Genomic DNA, 17744 nt, shown 5'->3' on the forward strand with positions numbered 1-17744 from the left:
CTGAACAGGGTTTAGGAATTTTAGATTAATATTTGCCTAAGCTGAAGTGTTTAGGCTATCAGACAACTTTGATTATAAATGATTAGCATAAACTTCTCGCCAAATTGGATTATACAAAAAATGCGACCCAATTAAGTCGCATTTTAAGTTTCTTTAGTTCCAATTTTATTCTTTCAACGAAGCCATATCAATCACAAAACGATATTTTACATCGCCTTTAACTACGCGGTCATAAGCTTCATTTATGTCTTTTATATCAATCATTTCAATATCTGATACAATATTATGCGCTCCACAAAAATCGAGCATTTTCTGCGTTTCTTTAATTCCGCCGATCAACGAACCTGAAATTCTTTTTCTGCCTCTTATAAGTCCGCCACCGTGAAAAGGATCTAAAGGTTCAATGGCACCCACCAGTACCATAGTGGCATCGTATTTTAAGAGTGCGATATAGGGATCCATTCTATGGCCGACGGGAATGGTGTTTAGAATAAAATCGAAGGAATTTTTATGTTTTTTCATTTCCGCTTCGTCATTACTTATAAGGACTTCGTGGGCTCCAAGCTTTTTGGCATCTTCAGCTTTTGAAGGGGAAGTAGTAATCATGACCACATTGGCTCCTAGTGCGTTTGCAAATTTAACCCCCATATGTCCCAAACCGCCGAGACCGATAACACCTACCTTATCTCCTTTCTTTACGTTCCAATGTTTTAACGGGGACCAAGTGGTTATTCCAGCACACAACAAGGGCGCGGCCGCTGCGGCTTCGATATTCTCTGGAATACGGAGGATAAATTCTTTGTCAACCACAATTTGCGTAGCGTAACCGCCGTAAGTTCTTTCTCCTTTTAAGTATTTGTCTTCACTGTTATATGTGAAAGTGGCGCCTTTATCACAAAGTTGCTCTAAATCTTTTTTGCATTGCTCACATTCTTGGCAAGAATCTACCATGCACCCTACCCCAACTAAATCACCTTCCTTAAAGTTCTTTACATTTTGTCCAACTTTAGAAATGCGACCAATAATTTCGTGACCGGGCACCACAGGATATTTTGAGCCACCCCATTCGTTTCGGACCGTATGGATGTCGCTATGGCAAACCCCACAAAATGAGATTTCTAGTTTCACATCATTTTCACCAACTTCCCTACGTTTTATATCTAGCGGTTTTAAAGGTTCTTTTTCGCTAATTGCGCCGTATGCTTTTGTTGTTATTGCCATTGATTTATAGGTTTTTGATTTTCGTTTTTGATGAAAAATGAATATAATTACTTAAAGATCCGTAAAGATATTTACACAAGTATCTTAATTGGGTTAAGGCAGTGTTAATACTCAAAGCTTTCTTAAAGTATTGAAAAACCGATCATTTTATCATGAACCTCTGTTAATTAATCTATTAAGCTATGAGTATCCTGAATGCGTCTTCAGTCCAATGAGAGCTTACATCACAGGGGTTATAAAGTTTAGCCAAAAGCGCTATAACGAAATGTGAAAATAAATTTTACAATAAACTTCCTGCCTAGCTTTGTACTATTATTAACTGGCTTCATCATAAATGTTGCCCCAAAAAAAATGTCATGAAAAAATTAATACTTTTAAGTACACTCTTTATTATAGGGTTTACAGGAATTACGAACGCACAGATTGAAAAAGGAAACCTTATGTTGGGAAGTGACATAGGAAGCGGTCTGGTTAGCAACACTAGCAGTGGATTATTTGGACTTAATTTCGGTTTGAATGAGGGTGCAGGTTACAATGTGGGTATAAGCCCTAAAGTAGGATACTTTATCCAAGATAACTTTATGCTTGGTGCAGTTGTAAACCTAGGTTTTGCAAAATCTGCTAAAACCAATGGCTTTTCTACCCAATCTACAACTTATGGTGTTCAGGGTCTTTCCCGATACTATTTAAGTCCTGGTGAGGAAGGAGTAGATAACTTGCTTAAACGCGGACGTTTCTTTATGGAAGCAAATGCAGGTATTGCTGGAGTAAACGTAAAAGATGGTGCCACAACAAATGGTTTTGCTTTTGGCGTTGGTCCAGGATATTCTTATTTTGTGAGTAATACCGTTGCGTTAGAATCTACTTTAAAATATAACGGCCTTGTTGGTGGTGGTAATACAACTTATCAACATGCTCTTGGTTTAAACTTTGGCGTTCAGGTATTTTTACCTTCTTCAACCGCTAAAGAAAGAATGAAGAATCCAAATAGAGGATAGAAATTACATTTGTTAATTTATTAAGGCAGCTTCAATTGAGGCTGCTTTTTTTTGTCTATTTGTGAGTTTTGTTGACAGAAACATTCTTTTACGTCAATTCTATTGCGATATGAGTTAACATATATCAAATAAATAAACTACTTTCACGTCACTAACAATTAAACATTTAAACAACGCAATCATGGGAGACATTTTATGGATTATTGTAGTCTTACTCGTTTTAGGGTGGCTATTCGGATTTTTTCTATTTCCAGCAATAGGTGGTATTATCCACATTCTACTGGTAATAGCGGTAATAATGATAATATATAAATTACTTACCGGAAGAAAAGTCTAATACGCAACAGACGATTATCATAAAAGCCTTCAAATTTAAATTTGAAGGCTTTTTTTATTTACTTTTTTATTTTTCCTGAAAATCGGGGAATAGTTATCGAGGTCCTTGTAGTGGTAATAAAATAAACTCCAGTCAACAATACTACGGCTGCAATAATAGATTGAGTTGTGATTTCTTCATTTAAAAAATACCACCCTAAGGATAATGCGATTATTGGATTTACATAAGTAGAAGTTGCTACTTTATCTGGAGATACCGTCTTTAATAAATAATTGAAAGAGGTGTAAGCTACAATACTTCCAAAAAGAATAAGCAAAACCATACTCCATTGTACTCGCTCTCCCCAATTATTTGGAGCGATCCATTGTTCGCCGAAAGCCAAACTAACCACAGCAAGTGTAATTCCTGCCGTAATCATTTGATATCCAGTATTGACAAAGAAGTTTTTGTGAAGATCTGCCTTCCCCACAAATAAACTGCCATAGGCCCAACTGAGCATACATGCAAAAATCATCAGCATTCCTACTACAGAGCCTTCTTTGGTCACTATTTCCTTTTGACTTACCAATAGAACGATACCTATAATTCCTAGGACTACCCCAAACAATGACATAAGTTTTATCGGTTTCCCTTGCAGTATTCGCATCAATAACAAAACCACTAAAGGTTGTGCGGAAATCTCTAAGGCGGCAAATCCGCTATCCACATATTTCAGGGCCCAGACAATAACTCCGTTCCCAAAGGAAAGAAAAAGCACTCCCACAATAAAGGCATTTATAAACTGCTTGCGAGTAATGGCAAGACTTTTTCCCATTGCTTTCGAAATTATAAAAACAAGTAACCCAGCACTCGTAAAACGAATAGAAGCCAAAAAGAACGGTGGTAACTCCCCTACCGCAACTTTATTAAGCATGTAAGTAGATCCCCAAATAACATAAATGGAGAAAAAGGCAAGAATAATCAGCGCTGTATTTTTAGTTTCTGGTTTCAATTTTCTGCTGAGGAATTTGGAGTTTATTCAAAATTAATGTTGCATTAGTATTTTTATATGTTTTTCTTAATTAATTTTTAACCGACAACCGATTGCTAAGATAAGCGTTTCCCTAGGCTAAATCATGGTTGATTTCTAAACGCTCTACAAATTTTTAATTTCGCTTTTCAATCTTAAAATAGCAAACACAACAATCTGATCAATAAACAACTAATCGATGATTTTCTTGAGGATTATATAGCTATCTTAGGTTATAATTTGTAAATTAGTGCAGATATTATTCTATCCTCACATCACTACTGTCCCCTATTTTGATTTAATTATTTAATAATCATACGCTATGGCATTAATTCCAGGATTTGAATACGACATTTTTATTAGCTATGTGCACGCTGATAATGAATCTGAAACTTTTGAGGAGGACGGATGGATCGATCAATTTTATAAGTATCTGGATACAAAGCTCAACAAGCACTCCAGAAATATTAAGATTTGGTGGGATTCAAAAAATCTTGACCGTAGTGAAGTTTTTGACAATTCCATAGCAGAAGCAATAGACAAATCAGCCATTATGATCTGCCTGTATTCGAGGCTTTATCCACAATCTGAATATTGTAAAAAAGAATTGGAACATTTCTACGAAAAAGTCGCCAAGGAAAAAATTGGAATGAATGTAGGGAATCGCTCCCGTATTATCCCTGTATTTATGTCCAATATTCCACATACCGAATGGCTGGAAAAACTGAGTGGCACCAGTGGTTTTCCCTTCCATGACGATAATGAATACGGTGACCCCTTAAAAAACACGAGTCCACAATTTGGAGAGCAAATGATTCAATTGCGAAATGCTTTGGTGCGAATTTTTGATGATTTCTCCAAAGAACTCCCAGAAATACAAGAACCACTAATTGTAGAGGAAGAAAAGGAAAAAGGCTTCACCATTTTTATGTCTGAAGTAAATGATAGCCTCTATGACAGACGGGATGGAGTGATTGCCGAATTAAAAGAAAAAGGATATCATATTATAACTGGAGATGCCTCTGTAGGCAATTTTGAAACTCATGATAGCATAACAAAAGATGCCATTGCTAAATCACAGTTCGCGGTTAATATTTTAGGAAACTTTCCGGGTAGAAAGATTCCCGGAGAAACCCAATCGCGCTATATTCAAAGACAAACCGAATTGGTTTTAGAATCCAAAATCCCACAATTAATTTGGGTTTCAAGAGATGCCGATCTAAATAAAACAGACAGCAAGGAATATCGGCAGTTTGTAAATGGCTTGGAAGATGCAACCGTTTCTTCAAAAAAATATGAATTTGTACGAGGCAATGAAGGCGAATTGGCCATGTTGATCGATGATTATGCCAAACAGTTACAAGAGGTTCAATTACAAAAGCTTTCAGAGAAGAAAAGTCCAGATGGAGCACCCATCAAAGTTTTATTAGATACACACACTGACGACTTTAAGCAAGCCTTCGATCTGAAAAAAATATTAAATGATTATAATGTCGATTTAATATTCAACCCCGAAGATGGCGACCCACAGGAAAATATCAAATCCTTATATGCAAACATTGGGGAAGCCAAAAAGTTTATCTTTTTGTATGGAAATGAAACCCATAAGGACTGGGTGGATATTCGCGTTAAGAATACGCTTAAAAAGCTGATGGATTACGACCGTTATGGCCAAGACATCTTTATATATGTTACTCCTCCAGAAAAGGATATGAACTCCATAAAAGTAGCTCAGAATCCAATGGTTAAATTGGTGGATCACAGTCATAATAATCCTCTTGATGATGAGGTTTTACAAGCTTTTCTCAAGGATCTTAATGCATTAGGGCTATGAGCGATAACTTCTTTAATCCATATGTAGGACTTCGGCCATTTAGAGATGATGAAAATTTATTGTTTTTTGGCCGTGATGAGCAGACTCTTGAATTATTACAACGTCTTCACACCAACCGTTTTGTGGCGGTAGTAGGAAGTTCAGGTAGTGGAAAGTCTTCCCTGATAAGAGCGGGGTTAATTCCTGCCTTAAAAGGAGGTTACTTGGTTGAAAACAGTAGTCAATGGCTGATTGCTATTATGAAGCCAGGACAAAACCCAATGTTCAATCTAGCTGAAACTATTTTACTTCAAATTAATCCGAATGTAGAAGATCCGGAAATTCAGGCATTTGTTATACGCATTAAAAAACAAGGGGTTTCTGCCATTTTGGATGTTATTGAGCCACTTCGGAAAAATAAAAACGCTAATTTCTTTTTGCTCGTTGATCAATTTGAGGAGCTCTTTCGCTTCTCTATAAAACAAAGCGACGTTTCCAATAGAACGGAAGCAATTGACTTTGTTAATACAATTTTAAAGCTTTCAGAACAAAAACGAATTCCATTTTACGTAGTTTTTACCATGCGTTCTGATTTCATTGGAGATTGCGCACAGTTTTTTGGCCTACCTGAGGCTTTAAACAAAAGCCAATATCTGGTTCCTAGACTAAACAGATTGGAACTAAAAAAGGTAATTGAAGGACCCGCAAAACTATACGGTGGCAATTTTAATCCAGCCTTAACTTCTAGGCTAATTAACGATTTAGGAGTTGTGAAGGATGAACTACCCTTAGTGCAACACGCTTTAATGCGCATCTGGGAATATGAAAACAACGTAGATAAAAGTGGGGAACTCGACCTTGAAGATTACAAACATATTGGCGGAATAGAAAATGCACTGTCCATGCACGCCGATGAAGCTTTGAAGGAATTAAAACCAGATGAAGTGCCATTGGCAAAAGCACTTTTTCAAGCCTTGACAACTATTGATGAAAATGGTAGAAAAATACGTAGACCCGCTAGATTAAAGGATTTAATAGAGTTAACCGGTGCCAGCGAGGAAAAACTTTTAGGCGTAATAAATACTTTTGTAAAGAATAACCGTTCGTTTTTAGTTATTGATAAAATAGGTGATTCTGGAGATAAACTTATTGATATATCGCACGAAAGCTTGATTAGGCATTGGAAATCCCTAAACGCATGGGTAGATGAGGAAAGTGATGCCGCTATCCAATATATTCGTCTCTGTGATGCGTATGTAGCGAATAAGGAAGATCGAAAAGATTTACTCTCCGGAAGGGAATTTGAAATTGCCCAAGAATGGTATGAAAAGTTTAAGCCTAACAAACTCTGGGCCTCCCGTTATAACGATAATTTTGATGAAGGGATGAAATACCTTTCAAACAGTGCCAAGGTTTACAATATAAAAAAGCGAAATGAACGAAGAATTAAACGTATTAAGAAAGGGAGCGTATATACTTTGATTGCTTTCGCATTTATTGCCCTTTTCAGTTATTTTCTACTCCAGCCTACTATGGAGCAAATAGATTGGAGCACTGCGAAATCTCAAAACAACGTGGACGGGTTTACAGAATATTTAGAATCCCATCCCAAAGGGGAATATTCAGAAATTGCGCAAAACTTTCTTGACTCTATAAACATGCAGCAAGCTTGGTTGGTTGCTGAAAAAGATAATACCGTCAAGGCGTATCAGAAATATTTAAACTTGGCAGCTATAGAAAAAGATTCCTTAAATAATATACTTGAATACTCCAAGTTTGCAAAGGATACACTTACCGCCACCAAAAGAATTCAATCGCTGAAAAGCGAAATAGATAACTTCAACTTAGATCTTGAAGCATGGCAAGCAGCACTAGGGAAAAACACATTAGCTTCTTATTTGGGATATATAAAAAATGATTCTATATCCGGAAATCATAATGATGAAGCAAATAAAAAAATTCAGGAAATCGGCAAAAACGGGTTTTTGTATAGTGGAAAAACCGTCGGTAATAGAATTCCGAATTCGGTGTTTGATGTAATTTACAGAAAAGAAGGCGAGTTTAAAGCAGATGATATCCCCCAAACAAATGATATTGTTCGGGCGAACGATAATCGCTATATCTATAAAGATTTGTCTGTAAACTATAAAACTGGAAATAGTGTAAAAATCAACAAGATTTACCTTATCAAAAGTGTCAGTTTACAAGCCAATGCGGTGTTTGTTGAAATTGTTTATGAACCCTAAACCTTACTTTCCCTTTTTGCGTTGGTTGTAGTTTTTGTCTCCGCGGGTTTTCGGTTTCTTATATTTTTGTTTAATAATACGTTTGTATGAGCCGCCCTGATTTTCCTTTCTGTTCTTTTCTTTTTTCTCGTGAAAGGCAGGTCCTACTTCCTCAATATTATTGGGATTGTTAACTTCAATTACATCAGGCTGCTCTTCGTAAGTAAGTTTTTTTGAAACTTCTACTTCTTTTGGCAGCTCCAATTCTTCAATTTTATGATCCATCAAAGTTTCAATGGTATCTTTTGCATCTTTTTCCTTTTCGGTATAAAGCAAAAATGAAGTTCCTTCCTGCTCTGCCCTTCCAGTTCTTCCAATTCGGTGCATGTAGTTTTCTGGAAAAGAGGGAGTGTCAAAATTAATTACGTGACTTATCTTATCCAAATCCAAACCACGCGCCATAACATCAGTGGTTACAAGGATTCTAGTTTTTTCGCTGTTGAAGTTTTCAATAGAACGAATACGATAATTCTGAGTTTTATTGCTGTGGATTACTGCTACTTCACTTCCAAAGAATTCATCCAAAAGATCAAAAAGCAAATCGGCACTCTTTTTATTTGGCACAAAAACAAGCACTTTTTTAAAATCACTTTCATTTTGAAGCAAATTGAGTAACAAGTTTGCCTTTGTATAAAAGTTTGGAACTGAATAAGCGTATTGCGAAATATTCTCTAAGGGAGTTCCACTAACGGCCACTGAAACGGTGACAGGATTACGGAAAAAATCGTGAATAAAAACATTTACATCGTCCGTCATGGTCGCTGAAAACATAATGTTTTGTCGTTTGCTAGGAAGCAATTCCAAAATGTTTGTAAGCTGAAAACGAAACCCAAGATCAAGCATGACGTCTACTTCATCAATCACCATCTTTTTAATGGATTTTAACTGTATAGCTCGGCTGATAATCAAATCGTATAAACGGCCAGGAGTTGCCACGATTATATCCGTTCCTTGAGCAACTGCTGCTTTTTGATTGTTGATATTTGTACCACCGTACACTCCAAGAACCCGAATAGAAGAATATTTTCCGAATTTTTCAATCTCATCAACTACTTGCAGAACCAATTCACGTGTAGGCACCAAAACCATCACTCGAGGATGAACTTCCTTAGAGAACTTCAAATCCTGCAATATGGGAAGCATATATGCAAAAGTTTTCCCAGTTCCAGTCTGCGCTATCCCAACCATATCGGTACCAGACATAATTACTGAATAAGACTGCGCCTGGATTGGTGTGGGTTTATCAAAACCTAAATCGGCAATCGCGTAATGTAATTGTTTGGAAATGTTCAGTTCCTTAAATGACTCCATTTTATTTTATTTCCTGCAAAAGTAGCGTTTCAAGCACGAATAATACACATTTATGTATTTATTGATTCTTCTAAATTTGATGGAATATCATTTTCCACAGAAATTCACTACCGTTTAGGCATAAGGGCGTTGATTTTTAAGTAAAAAGATAACGAATGTCTAGACTGCCGCAGGGTTCATTTTTCTTAATGCATTAAGCGCATAATTAGAGCCGAAATTGGTATCAAGGTCTAATGATTCTTCCCGTCCCAGCGTATATAGAACGTGATCTATACCGGGTTTGGAGTAACACACTATCAAATCAGCCAAAACATTATAAGCTCCTTTCGTTTTTTTGGATGAGGTATTGAGCTCACTATAGGATGTAGAGGCAAATTTTGAGCAATCCACCAATTCATTACGATTATTGATATAGTTTTTGCCAACAATTACCTGACAGCCCGCAGACCAGTTGGAAGTTCCTATTCCAGACCAATGGATGTTGATACTATTGTTTGCTTCTAGGCTGTTATTTCCCCGAACGTTAAGGTCATTTGGAGTTAGCGCATGGTCGTCGTCCAAATCCCGCAGCACAATTACTCCTTTAGGATTATAGGGTTTTAGGGCGCGATATATCTTTTTCTCATCACTTATTTTATGCCATCCAAACCTATATTTATGTTGTCCTTCTACTAAAAATGGTGCTTTTCGGCTTGTTCCCACCATATTTTTACTGGGATCGGTGGAGCCCCAAAATTTAAAAACCATCCCAGTGACCAATAAAATAAATAAATCGTCATTAGCCCGTCTATTGGAAGCTGATTGGTCTTGATTACGGCGTATTCCGATTAAATGAATTTCATCAGTATTAAAATTCCAGTCACTCGCTTTAATCGTAGAATAGGTATTATCCAAAGCGTTAACAGCTTTCATTATTGGGCCTGGGTTGGCTTTATAATATGCCTTTGATTCATTGAGGAGCGTAATCCAATCACTGTATTCTTTTGATGGATTGGTTGATGCTTTTCCCCAATCGGCTATTTTGCCTTGACTTTTCCAGCGTTGTACGTGCTGCATGGTTCCATTGCCCACAATGCCATCTGGCACCATCGTTTTATCGCCTTCTGGATCTAAGCTGCGCACATACTCTTGAAACAATCTTGCTGCGGCTTGGGTTACATAATCAAATATGCCATCGATAACTCCTCTAGGCATAAAACCTGCCTTATACAGAAATTGTTGTAGTTCAGCTACTTCCTTTGTGCTTTCTTCCCTAAAGGAACGCCAAGTAGTTCTATCATCATCGCGAAAGGAAACAGCGGCTGCAGTAAGTCCATCCTTATGGTATGGATTAAGAAATTTTTTACGGTCTGTGGGGACGCTACCCCTATCACAGCTACCAAGATAAAGCGTGCTCATAAAATTAGTTTTAAATTAATATATAGACAAAACTGAATTCAAACCAATCAGTTATAATTGAAATCTATTTAAAATACTAATCTTGAGGATAATCTTGTGAGGAAGAAAATTGAAGTTAAGATAATAAAACCAACATACTATCTGGAAGTCATTTTATTATACACTTATTTTCGGACTAAATGTATGAAATTACATCGAGAAAATCGTCGTAAGTTTTATTTTTATGTAAAAAAATTCCTTGTTGTAGAACTATTTAAAAACATCCTAGAAGACTAATCTTCTGGTGGATGGCCGTGTATTTTTTCGAAATCAGTATCAAAATTATCGCGGAGGTAGCTTCTCAATTTTAAGCGATAATCTTCTTTTAACCAGGTAATAAAGTTATGCGTGCTTTTACTGATACATTGGGAATACTTATCAATTCGGTGATCAATATCGTCGCCAAGCATTTTGGCCAAACCAAGTGCATCATAAACATCTTCACTATTTTCTATACAGATATGCGCATGTTGTTCAATAGAACGTTCCAATACCACTTTACTGGATTCACCTCTATAGGTTGCATCAATATAAGTAGATTTTATATCGAAATACACTTCCTCCGTATTGGCAAATTCCGCGCGAAGTTCCTCAGGCATTTCATATCTGAAATTGCTCTCCAACTCATCATCACTCACCAAACGATCCATATAAAAATCAGGCGAAGTGAAAATAGCTTGCCAGTCCAAATCAGCTTCCCAAGGACCAAAACGTTGATAGTTGTTTCCTAAATCGATTAGCGAAAAATGGGACTTATTATTCAGAATTCGCGAGCCACGACCAATCATCTGAAAGTATAACGTCAAGGAACGAGTAGCCCTATTCAGAATTATAGTGTCTATAGTAGGTTCATCAAAACCTGTAGTTAAGATACTCACCGATGTTAGAATAGCATCTGGCGTATCCCTAAACCATTTTAAAATTTGCTTTCGTTGCTTCTTGGTAGCAGTATTGTCCAAGTGCATAACATTTAGCCCCTCTGCCTTTAAATGATAATAAACCTGTATGGAGGTATTAATACCATTATTAAAAATCAAGGTTTTTTTACCTTTGGAATGATTGAGATAGGCTTGATAAAGTTGATCTAACATTCCCACTGCGGAATATAGGTCATCCGAAGACTTTACGGTATAATCACCATTAGATCCAATTTCCAAGGAAGTAAGCCCCATATTGTACTGAAATACATCTACTTCAGCCAAAAACTCATTATCAATTAAGGATTGAATGCTTTCTCCAACAATTAGCTCCTGATAGTTATCCTTCATAGGAAGGTTTCTGTTGGAACTTAAAGGGGTTGCAGTTACCCCGAGAATAAAGGACTTCTCAAAAAACTTAAAAAGTTTGGTGAAGGAATTGTAATGCGCCTCATCAATAATCACCAAACCAATGTCTGATATATCAAGTTTATTGTCGTTTAGACGATTATTAAGTGTTTCCACCATCGCCACAAAACAACTGTATTTAGCTTGATCTGAAAGATCGGCGGTGCTGTTCACCACTTTGTTCACCACTCCAAAATTGGTCAACATTTCTGAAGTTTGCTTGCAAAGTTCAACGCGGTGCGTCATTACAAGCACCTTTTTATTATGGTTTTTCAAATATTGGCGAACAATTTCAGAAAATATAACTGTTTTTCCACCACCGGTTGGCAATTGATAGAGTAAATGATAATCATCTGGGGCTGTTTCAAACTTTTCAAAAATTCGGTCAATAGCCCCTTTTTGATAGCTGTACAGCTCCTTATCAGTTTTCTTTTCTTGAATTGCGTCTTGAATATCGGTCATAAAAATTCCCATTTGTGCAGGTTTGCAAAAATACAAGCTTTTGTAGGTTTTTGACGAAGAAATAAAGGAATATTACCAAAGATTTTTTCCGAAACTTATTTAAACTTGGTTTTCAGGTAAAGCTGCTCCACTTTTTCACGTGCCCAAGGAGTCTTCCGAAGAAAAGTGAGACTCGATTTTATAGAAGGATTCGTGTTGAATGAGTTGATCAGTATTTTTTCACCCAAAACATCCCAGCCATAATAATCTACTAGATATTCCAAAATATCGGCAAGTTTCACTCCGTGTAATGGGTTGTTAGGTTGTTCGTTATTCATAATGTTTGTGTTGTCGCATTCATATCTTGTCGTGAGTCAAAACGTCTTTTTTCTTTCCTCTTTGTTCTTTCTTCTTTGTTCTTTCCTCTTTCTTCTTTGTTCTTTCTTCTTTCCTCCAAAAAGAACTACCAATCAATAGGTCTATAATCTTTTAAAAATTTTCCACTCCAATGTTTCCCGGTATTTATTCCATCAATTAACGGATCCATAACTCGCGCTGCGCCATCAACTATATCTAAAGGGGGTTGAAAATCGTGAAGCTCCATTTTTCGTTTAGCCAATTCCACAGGATCTTCATCGGTAACCCAACCCGTATCTACTGCGTTGATGTAAATCCCTTCTTTAGCAAGACTTCCGGCGGCGGTATGCGTTAACATATTTAAGGCAGCTTTAGCCATATTGGTATGTGGATGACGATCTTCCTTAAAAAAACGATGGAACTTCCCTTCCATTGCAGAAACGTTTATAATGTGTTTCTTCCCTGTATTTTCCTTCTTCATAAGTTCTCCCAAACGGTTGCAAAGTACAAAAGGGGCGATTGAGTTTACTAACTGAACCTCAATCATTTCAGTGGTTTCAATTTCACCAAGTCTTAAACGCCAACTATTTGTTTTCCGAAGATCCACCTGTTGTAAATCTGCGTCTAATTTTCCTTCAGGAAAGACCTCGCTAGCGCTAATTGAATTGTCAAAACTATACGGAATCTGTGAAAGTTTCGCCGAGGCTCTAATTCCAATACCCGGTTCGGAACCGTGCCAAGTAACAGGAAGATTTTTATTTGGGTCTTTGCCCACATTATCTGTAAGTGTCTTCAATTCCTGTAAACAATAGATATGATCTTGAAGTAAATCCTTTACAAATTGTGGATGCTCTTCAAAAGGCATTTCTTCCCTCTCCATTAAATGCTGGTAAAAACCTGCTGGTCTTCGCACCGTCTGGGCAGCATTATTGATAAGAATATCTAAAGTATCATATTGTTGTTCTATATAGTTACAGAAAATCTCTACGCTCGGTATATGTCGAAGGTCTAAACCGTGAATCTTTAATCTATCTGACCATTGATCGTAATCTTCTTCCTGCCCAAAACGATATGCAGAATCTGCAGGAAATCTAGTGGTTGCTACAACGGTCGCCCCTGCCCGTAATAACATTAAGGTAATGTGATAACCAATCTTTAGCCGAGACCCCGTCATAACTGCTACCTGCCCTGTTAAATCAGCAGTCTGAAAGCGTTTTGCGTAATTGAAGTCGCCACACTCTGTACACATCGTATCATAAAAATGATGAAGCTTGGTGAATAGTTCTTTACACACATAACAGTTACGTGGAGATTCCAACTCTCCCACTTCCGAACTGGTTAAATCGGCAGCCACCAACATTTTTGGTGCTACAAAAACTACATTTTCACGGGCACTTCTAATCCCTGTTTCCTTGCGAGCGGTTCTGTCTTTGGCAGCTTGTTTTCTCTTTTGCGCTTTCTTGGCATCCTTCTTTCTACGCGAAAATTCATCGCGATTGGGACGGGAAAGTTGTCCAGAAGCCTTTAATAAAGCCGTGCGTTGCTCTTTGGGGATTTCAAAAATTTGATCGGTATTGCTGTTTAAACGCTCAAGAATTGAAATGCACTTTGCTATTTCTTCGGCATTAATCTCATTACTCTCGTTAAAATCAGAACCCTTTGAATTTGAATTGGTAAGTTCATCTTTAGCGGAAACCTCCTTTTCATTAAGCTGCTGCGACATAATTAATTTTTCGGCAAATATAGTCACAGTTTGAATGTATAGCGCAGTTTAAGTGAAAATAGGAGAATAATAAAAAAGCTTAGCTGTAAATACCAATTAAACACCGAAATATCTAAACAGTAAAAGAAATCTAATTGGCTTTCATTGGATAATTTGATGCTACCGTTTATTCGTTATAATATTTAATCAGACAAAAATGACTTCTGAATTTAGCTGTGTATCTCTCTTTTATCTTAAAAATTTATGAATACTTTTTAGAATAGCACGCTTTAATATTAAATATTTATTAAAGTCAGTTTAGAATTATTGAAGAAGCTGCTAAAGCCGTATCTTCACTCAAACAAAAAAAACAAACAACTATGAACAATAAAGGAAAAGGATTATTAGCAGCTTTGGGATTGGCAGCCGGTGCAGGTGCACTTGCATTTTGGAAGTACAAAAAAATGTCACCTGAAGAAAAGCAAAACTTAAAAGATAAAGCCAATAAAACTGGTAGAAAAATTAAGGAAAAAGCTGGGGAAGTAGAAGATACTATTTCAGAGAAATATGACCAACTGAAAAATTCAGCTAAGAGAGAGGCAAGCAATCTTAAAGAGGATGCTAAGGATTATAAAAACGAAGCAAAAGATATTGTAAGTTAGATAATTTCTAACTTTATTTAAATTGAAAAATCCCGTTAAAAACGGGATTTTTTTATGCTTTAAAAGAAGTGAAAATTAGATTTTGGTAACCTTAACGGCATTCATTCCACGCTGTCCTTTTTCAAGTTCAAATGAAACGTTATCGTTTTCAGTTATCTCATCTATGATACCACTAACGTGGGTAAAGTATTTCTCATTATTTTCGTTATCGATAATAAATCCGAAACCTTTTGAAGAGTCATAAAATGAAACCTTCCCTTTTCTTACTGGATCAAACTCTTCACGATCCCCTTCCTCTTTCGGTGGGATACCAAGAACGATATCTTCCGCTTCAATTTCAACTTTTAATGATGGATCGGGCGGAGTATCGGTAAGATTTCCATTGTGATCTACATATACGAAATCAATTCCAGGAGTTTTGTTGGCCTGACGAGCATCTTTTTTCTTTTGCTTGTCTTCTTTCTTCTTCTGTTTTGCTTTTTCTTTTTCTTTTTTACTGTAGGTTTGTTGCGATTTTGCCATTGTGAATTTTGAATAAAAAAAAGCCATCGGCTATGGGCAGATGACTTTTTTCTTAGTTATATGTTACTGTTTGTTTTATTGTTTTACCTTACTGGGGTTTAAATGTTCAATTGCCCTGAAGCGTCAAAGATACGGTAAATTAAATGGTTAGCATCATAAAAAGGGATTAAATTAATGATAATTAAACCTCTCTCCTAGTAATCGAACGCTTTCTACCCAGTAAATAATTTATTGGAATACAACTTGGCTATTAAGACGAACAACTGAGATATAGACTAAAAAAACCTTCCGAAGAAGGTTTTTGTAAAAATTGAAACTAAACCGAGTTATTCTTTATCCTTTACAAATTTTAACGCTGCAGAATTCATACAATATCTCAGACCAGTTGGTTCCGGGCCATCATTAAAAACGTGTCCTAAATGCAGTCCAGTTGACTTTTCTACTATTTCGTCACGGCTCATTCCCAAGCTGTTGTCTTTAACCCAAACTACGGCATCATCGTTAATTGGTTTGGTAAATGATGGCCATCCTGTTCCAGATTCAAATTTATCCTCAGAACGAAAGAGAGGTTCCCCAGTTGCAGCACTAACATAAGTACCTTTTTGGTGATTATCATTGTATTCATTCTTAAAAGGTGTTTCAGTTCCCTTTTTAACCATGACCTTATATTGCGAATCATTTAGAATCTCTTTCCATTCCGCATCAGACTTTGCTTCAGGGAATTTGCTGTTCATTGCGGTTTCTTGAGGCGATTCCATCTTTTCCTGGGATACACTCATGGAATTATCAGAACTCTTATTCTCCTTGTTTTGACAAGAAACTTGCGAAAGACTAACTAATAGACCGAAGGAAAGTGTTAGTGTTTTTAAAAAATAGGTTTTCATAACTAATATTGTTTTTTATGAATTGAATATATTAAGTGTATATAAAATATACGCAATTTTAGTCGGGGTGGTTTGTAAAAGCTTTCCCAAATACAGCGTAAAAGTCATAAAAGAGAAGTGGATATTCTCTTTAAGCAGACTTTAATTTATCTGCATGCATCTCTCTTAATCTTGCCAATTTTGGGTTTATAACTGCTGTACAATAGCCTTGAGATGAGTTATTGGCGTAATAATCCTGGTGCGAACCTTCCGCTGGATGAAATTTTTCCAAAGGGCTTATTTCCGTTACAATGGCATTCTCATAATATGGTGCCATCTCCTTTATTACAGATTCCGCTATTTGCTTTTGTTTTTCATCATGATAGAAGATTACCGAGCGATATTGTGTTCCTTGGTCCGCCCCTTGCCTGTTTAAAGTTGTGGGATCGTGACTTGTCATAAAAATAATAAGCAAATCTTCAAATGAAACAACAGAGGGATCAAAGCTAACTTGAATTACCTCTGCGTGACCGGTTAAACCACTACAAACTTCACGGTAGGTTGGAATTCCCGGAACAGTTCCTCCAGAATATCCTGAAACTACCATTTCCACTCCTTTTATTTGGTCGAAAACTGCTTCGGTACACCAAAAACAGCCACCTCCAACGGTTAATTGTTCTAAATTTTTATTTTCCATTTTCATCATTATAATTTTGTCTTCCAAAGATAATCACTAGCAATTTTAAGCTTAATAATTAATTGTTAAAGCTGATAACCGTTGTCATTGCAAATTCTTTTTTGAGTTCTTAACAAAATTTATACCTTCGGAAGAAATAAAAATCCAACTCCATGTTAAAAAAATTACTAAGTGTAGCTTTGCTTCTAATATGTTTTACGCCCCTATTTTCACAAGAAAAACCGATAGAAATTGTTGAAGAGACGAAAGCCAACCGGCTTTTTCTTTATGCACTCAATAAAAACGAACAAGATTTGGATGTTACCATTAATGTGGAGGGAACCAACTTTAGACAGAGCAAAAGGATACCGAGACCCGTGCGAGTTCCTGCCGCGTCAAAAGTATTGTTGGCCAACTTAATTGTTGAAAGGGGCAAAAAGGCTAATTACACCTATAACTTAGAAGCAAATGACAGTCTTTCAAAACGCGCTTTAAGAAGAGAATCTGAAGGGATTAAAATCGAACCAAAGAAAAAACTAATAGTTTATATTCCTGAAAACTGCACAAGTTGCGACAGCCTTGTTTCAAATTTAGAAAGAAGCCATTACTTATATAAGTCCTATAGTTTTTCAGAAAAACCTGAATTAAAAACTCAATTGGCTCCAGCATTTGTCAATGCAAAAGTAAAAATAGATTCAGTACAAAATCCAATTATAAGTTTGGGCGGCGTGCTTCACGTAACTATTGAAGATTATGATTCGCTGATGGAGAAGCTCAATAAATAA

The 17744-nt window shown here is 36.5% G+C and carries 16 protein-coding genes; 6 read left to right on the top strand and 10 right to left on the bottom strand.

Features of this window, described 5'->3' with window-relative positions; all coding sequences use genetic code 11:
- Positions 1–165: 165 nt before the first annotated feature.
- Complete coding sequence (locus G440_RS0103220; RefSeq protein WP_026449979.1) at positions 166–1221, bottom strand: NAD(P)-dependent alcohol dehydrogenase; 1056 nt, start codon at positions 1219–1221, stop codon at positions 166–168.
- Positions 1222–1577: 356 nt separating this feature from the next.
- Here G440_RS0103220 and G440_RS0103225 point away from each other — a divergent pair, with 356 nt between their 5' ends.
- On the top strand, positions 1578–2219 hold the full coding sequence (locus G440_RS0103225; RefSeq protein WP_026449980.1) for a hypothetical protein: 642 nt from the start codon (positions 1578–1580) through the stop codon (positions 2217–2219).
- Between the two features lie 181 nt (positions 2220–2400).
- Complete coding sequence (locus tag G440_RS21160) at positions 2401–2556, top strand: lmo0937 family membrane protein (RefSeq protein ID WP_014783457.1); 156 nt, start codon at positions 2401–2403, stop codon at positions 2554–2556.
- A 58-nt stretch (positions 2557–2614) separates the two neighbouring features.
- Here the strand turns inward: G440_RS21160 and G440_RS0103235 are convergent, their stop codons facing one another.
- Complete coding sequence (locus G440_RS0103235) at positions 2615–3547, bottom strand: EamA family transporter (protein ID WP_026449981.1); 933 nt, start codon at positions 3545–3547, stop codon at positions 2615–2617.
- A gap of 340 nt (positions 3548–3887) precedes the next feature.
- On the opposite strand from G440_RS0103235, the gene G440_RS0103240 reads away from it, so the two are divergent.
- Together G440_RS0103240 and G440_RS19390 are read left to right on the top strand one after the other, a co-directional pair.
- Positions 3888–5399 (top strand): toll/interleukin-1 receptor domain-containing protein, encoded by a 1512-nt coding sequence (locus tag G440_RS0103240; RefSeq protein WP_026449982.1) that lies wholly within the window; start codon positions 3888–3890, stop codon positions 5397–5399.
- Positions 5396–7624 (top strand): nSTAND1 domain-containing NTPase, encoded by a 2229-nt coding sequence (locus G440_RS19390; RefSeq protein ID WP_051285124.1) that lies wholly within the window; start codon positions 5396–5398, stop codon positions 7622–7624. The genes G440_RS0103240 and G440_RS19390 overlap by 4 nt, the downstream gene beginning before the upstream one ends.
- Positions 7625–7627: 3 nt before the next feature.
- Here the strand turns inward: G440_RS19390 and G440_RS0103250 are convergent, their stop codons facing one another.
- From G440_RS0103250 to G440_RS0103275, 5 genes are all read right to left on the bottom strand, one after another.
- Positions 7628–8974: a DEAD/DEAH box helicase gene (locus G440_RS0103250; RefSeq protein ID WP_026449983.1), complete on the bottom strand. Its 1347-nt coding sequence runs from the start codon at positions 8972–8974 to the stop codon at positions 7628–7630.
- A gap of 159 nt (positions 8975–9133) precedes the next feature.
- Complete coding sequence (locus tag G440_RS0103255; RefSeq protein WP_026449984.1) at positions 9134–10372, bottom strand: peptidoglycan-binding domain-containing protein; 1239 nt, start codon at positions 10370–10372, stop codon at positions 9134–9136.
- 272 nt (positions 10373–10644) lie between these two features.
- A complete protein-coding gene (locus tag G440_RS0103260) occupies positions 10645–12198 on the bottom strand; it encodes a DEAD/DEAH box helicase (protein WP_026449985.1) in 1554 nt (517 codons plus the stop codon).
- A 95-nt stretch (positions 12199–12293) separates the two neighbouring features.
- Positions 12294–12515: a VF530 family protein gene (locus G440_RS0103265; RefSeq protein WP_026449986.1), complete on the bottom strand. Its 222-nt coding sequence runs from the start codon at positions 12513–12515 to the stop codon at positions 12294–12296.
- Positions 12516–12640: 125 nt separating this feature from the next.
- Positions 12641–14257 carry an SDR family NAD(P)-dependent oxidoreductase gene (locus tag G440_RS0103275; RefSeq protein ID WP_084426581.1) on the bottom strand — a complete coding sequence of 539 codons (1617 nt, stop codon included), beginning with the start codon at positions 14255–14257 and terminating at the stop codon, positions 12641–12643.
- 359 nt (positions 14258–14616) lie between these two features.
- On the opposite strand from G440_RS0103275, the gene G440_RS19395 reads away from it, so the two are divergent.
- Positions 14617–14898, top strand: a complete 282-nt coding sequence (locus tag G440_RS19395) for a YtxH domain-containing protein (protein WP_034258905.1) — start codon at positions 14617–14619, stop codon at positions 14896–14898.
- A gap of 75 nt (positions 14899–14973) precedes the next feature.
- Here the strand turns inward: G440_RS19395 and G440_RS0103285 are convergent, their stop codons facing one another.
- From G440_RS0103285 to msrA, 3 genes are all read right to left on the bottom strand, one after another.
- The gene (locus G440_RS0103285) at positions 14974–15420 is read right to left on the bottom strand and encodes a cold-shock protein (RefSeq protein WP_026449988.1); all 447 of its coding nucleotides are present in this window, start codon (positions 15418–15420) and stop codon (positions 14974–14976) included.
- A 326-nt stretch (positions 15421–15746) separates the two neighbouring features.
- Positions 15747–16304 carry a peptide-methionine (R)-S-oxide reductase MsrB gene (msrB, locus tag G440_RS0103290; protein WP_026449989.1) on the bottom strand — a complete coding sequence of 186 codons (558 nt, stop codon included), beginning with the start codon at positions 16302–16304 and terminating at the stop codon, positions 15747–15749.
- 130 nt (positions 16305–16434) lie between these two features.
- Positions 16435–16980, bottom strand: a complete 546-nt coding sequence (gene msrA, locus G440_RS0103295) for a peptide-methionine (S)-S-oxide reductase MsrA (RefSeq protein ID WP_026449990.1) — start codon at positions 16978–16980, stop codon at positions 16435–16437.
- Between the two features lie 152 nt (positions 16981–17132).
- Here msrA and G440_RS0103300 point away from each other — a divergent pair, with 152 nt between their 5' ends.
- On the top strand, positions 17133–17744 hold the full coding sequence (locus tag G440_RS0103300; RefSeq protein WP_026449991.1) for a hypothetical protein: 612 nt from the start codon (positions 17133–17135) through the stop codon (positions 17742–17744).

This window comes from Aequorivita capsosiphonis DSM 23843 (assembly GCF_000429125.1).
Lineage (GTDB): Bacteria > Bacteroidota > Bacteroidia > Flavobacteriales > Flavobacteriaceae > Aequorivita > Aequorivita capsosiphonis.

Coding starts and splice junctions, on each gene's coding strand:
- G440_RS19395 (WP_034258905.1), top strand. CDS start 14,617: ATGAACAATAAAGGAAAAGGATTATTAGCAGCTTTGGGATTGGCAGCC.
- msrB (WP_026449989.1), bottom strand. CDS start 16,304: ATGAAAACCTATTTTTTAAAAACACTAACACTTTCCTTCGGTCTATTA.
- G440_RS0103255 (WP_026449984.1), bottom strand. CDS start 10,372: ATGAGCACGCTTTATCTTGGTAGCTGTGATAGGGGTAGCGTCCCCACA.
- msrA (WP_026449990.1), bottom strand. CDS start 16,980: ATGGAAAATAAAAATTTAGAACAATTAACCGTTGGAGGTGGCTGTTTT.
- G440_RS0103300 (WP_026449991.1), top strand. CDS start 17,133: ATGTTAAAAAAATTACTAAGTGTAGCTTTGCTTCTAATATGTTTTACG.
- G440_RS0103285 (WP_026449988.1), bottom strand. CDS start 15,420: ATGGCAAAATCGCAACAAACCTACAGTAAAAAAGAAAAAGAAAAAGCA.
- G440_RS0103275 (WP_084426581.1), bottom strand. CDS start 14,257: ATGTCGCAGCAGCTTAATGAAAAGGAGGTTTCCGCTAAAGATGAACTT.
- G440_RS0103240 (WP_026449982.1), top strand. CDS start 3,888: ATGGCATTAATTCCAGGATTTGAATACGACATTTTTATTAGCTATGTG.
- G440_RS0103225 (WP_026449980.1), top strand. CDS start 1,578: ATGAAAAAATTAATACTTTTAAGTACACTCTTTATTATAGGGTTTACA.
- G440_RS0103260 (WP_026449985.1), bottom strand. CDS start 12,198: ATGACCGATATTCAAGACGCAATTCAAGAAAAGAAAACTGATAAGGAG.
- G440_RS21160 (WP_014783457.1), top strand. CDS start 2,401: ATGGGAGACATTTTATGGATTATTGTAGTCTTACTCGTTTTAGGGTGG.
- G440_RS0103220 (WP_026449979.1), bottom strand. CDS start 1,221: ATGGCAATAACAACAAAAGCATACGGCGCAATTAGCGAAAAAGAACCT.
- G440_RS19390 (WP_051285124.1), top strand. CDS start 5,396: ATGAGCGATAACTTCTTTAATCCATATGTAGGACTTCGGCCATTTAGA.
- G440_RS0103250 (WP_026449983.1), bottom strand. CDS start 8,974: ATGGAGTCATTTAAGGAACTGAACATTTCCAAACAATTACATTACGCG.
- G440_RS0103265 (WP_026449986.1), bottom strand. CDS start 12,515: ATGAATAACGAACAACCTAACAACCCATTACACGGAGTGAAACTTGCC.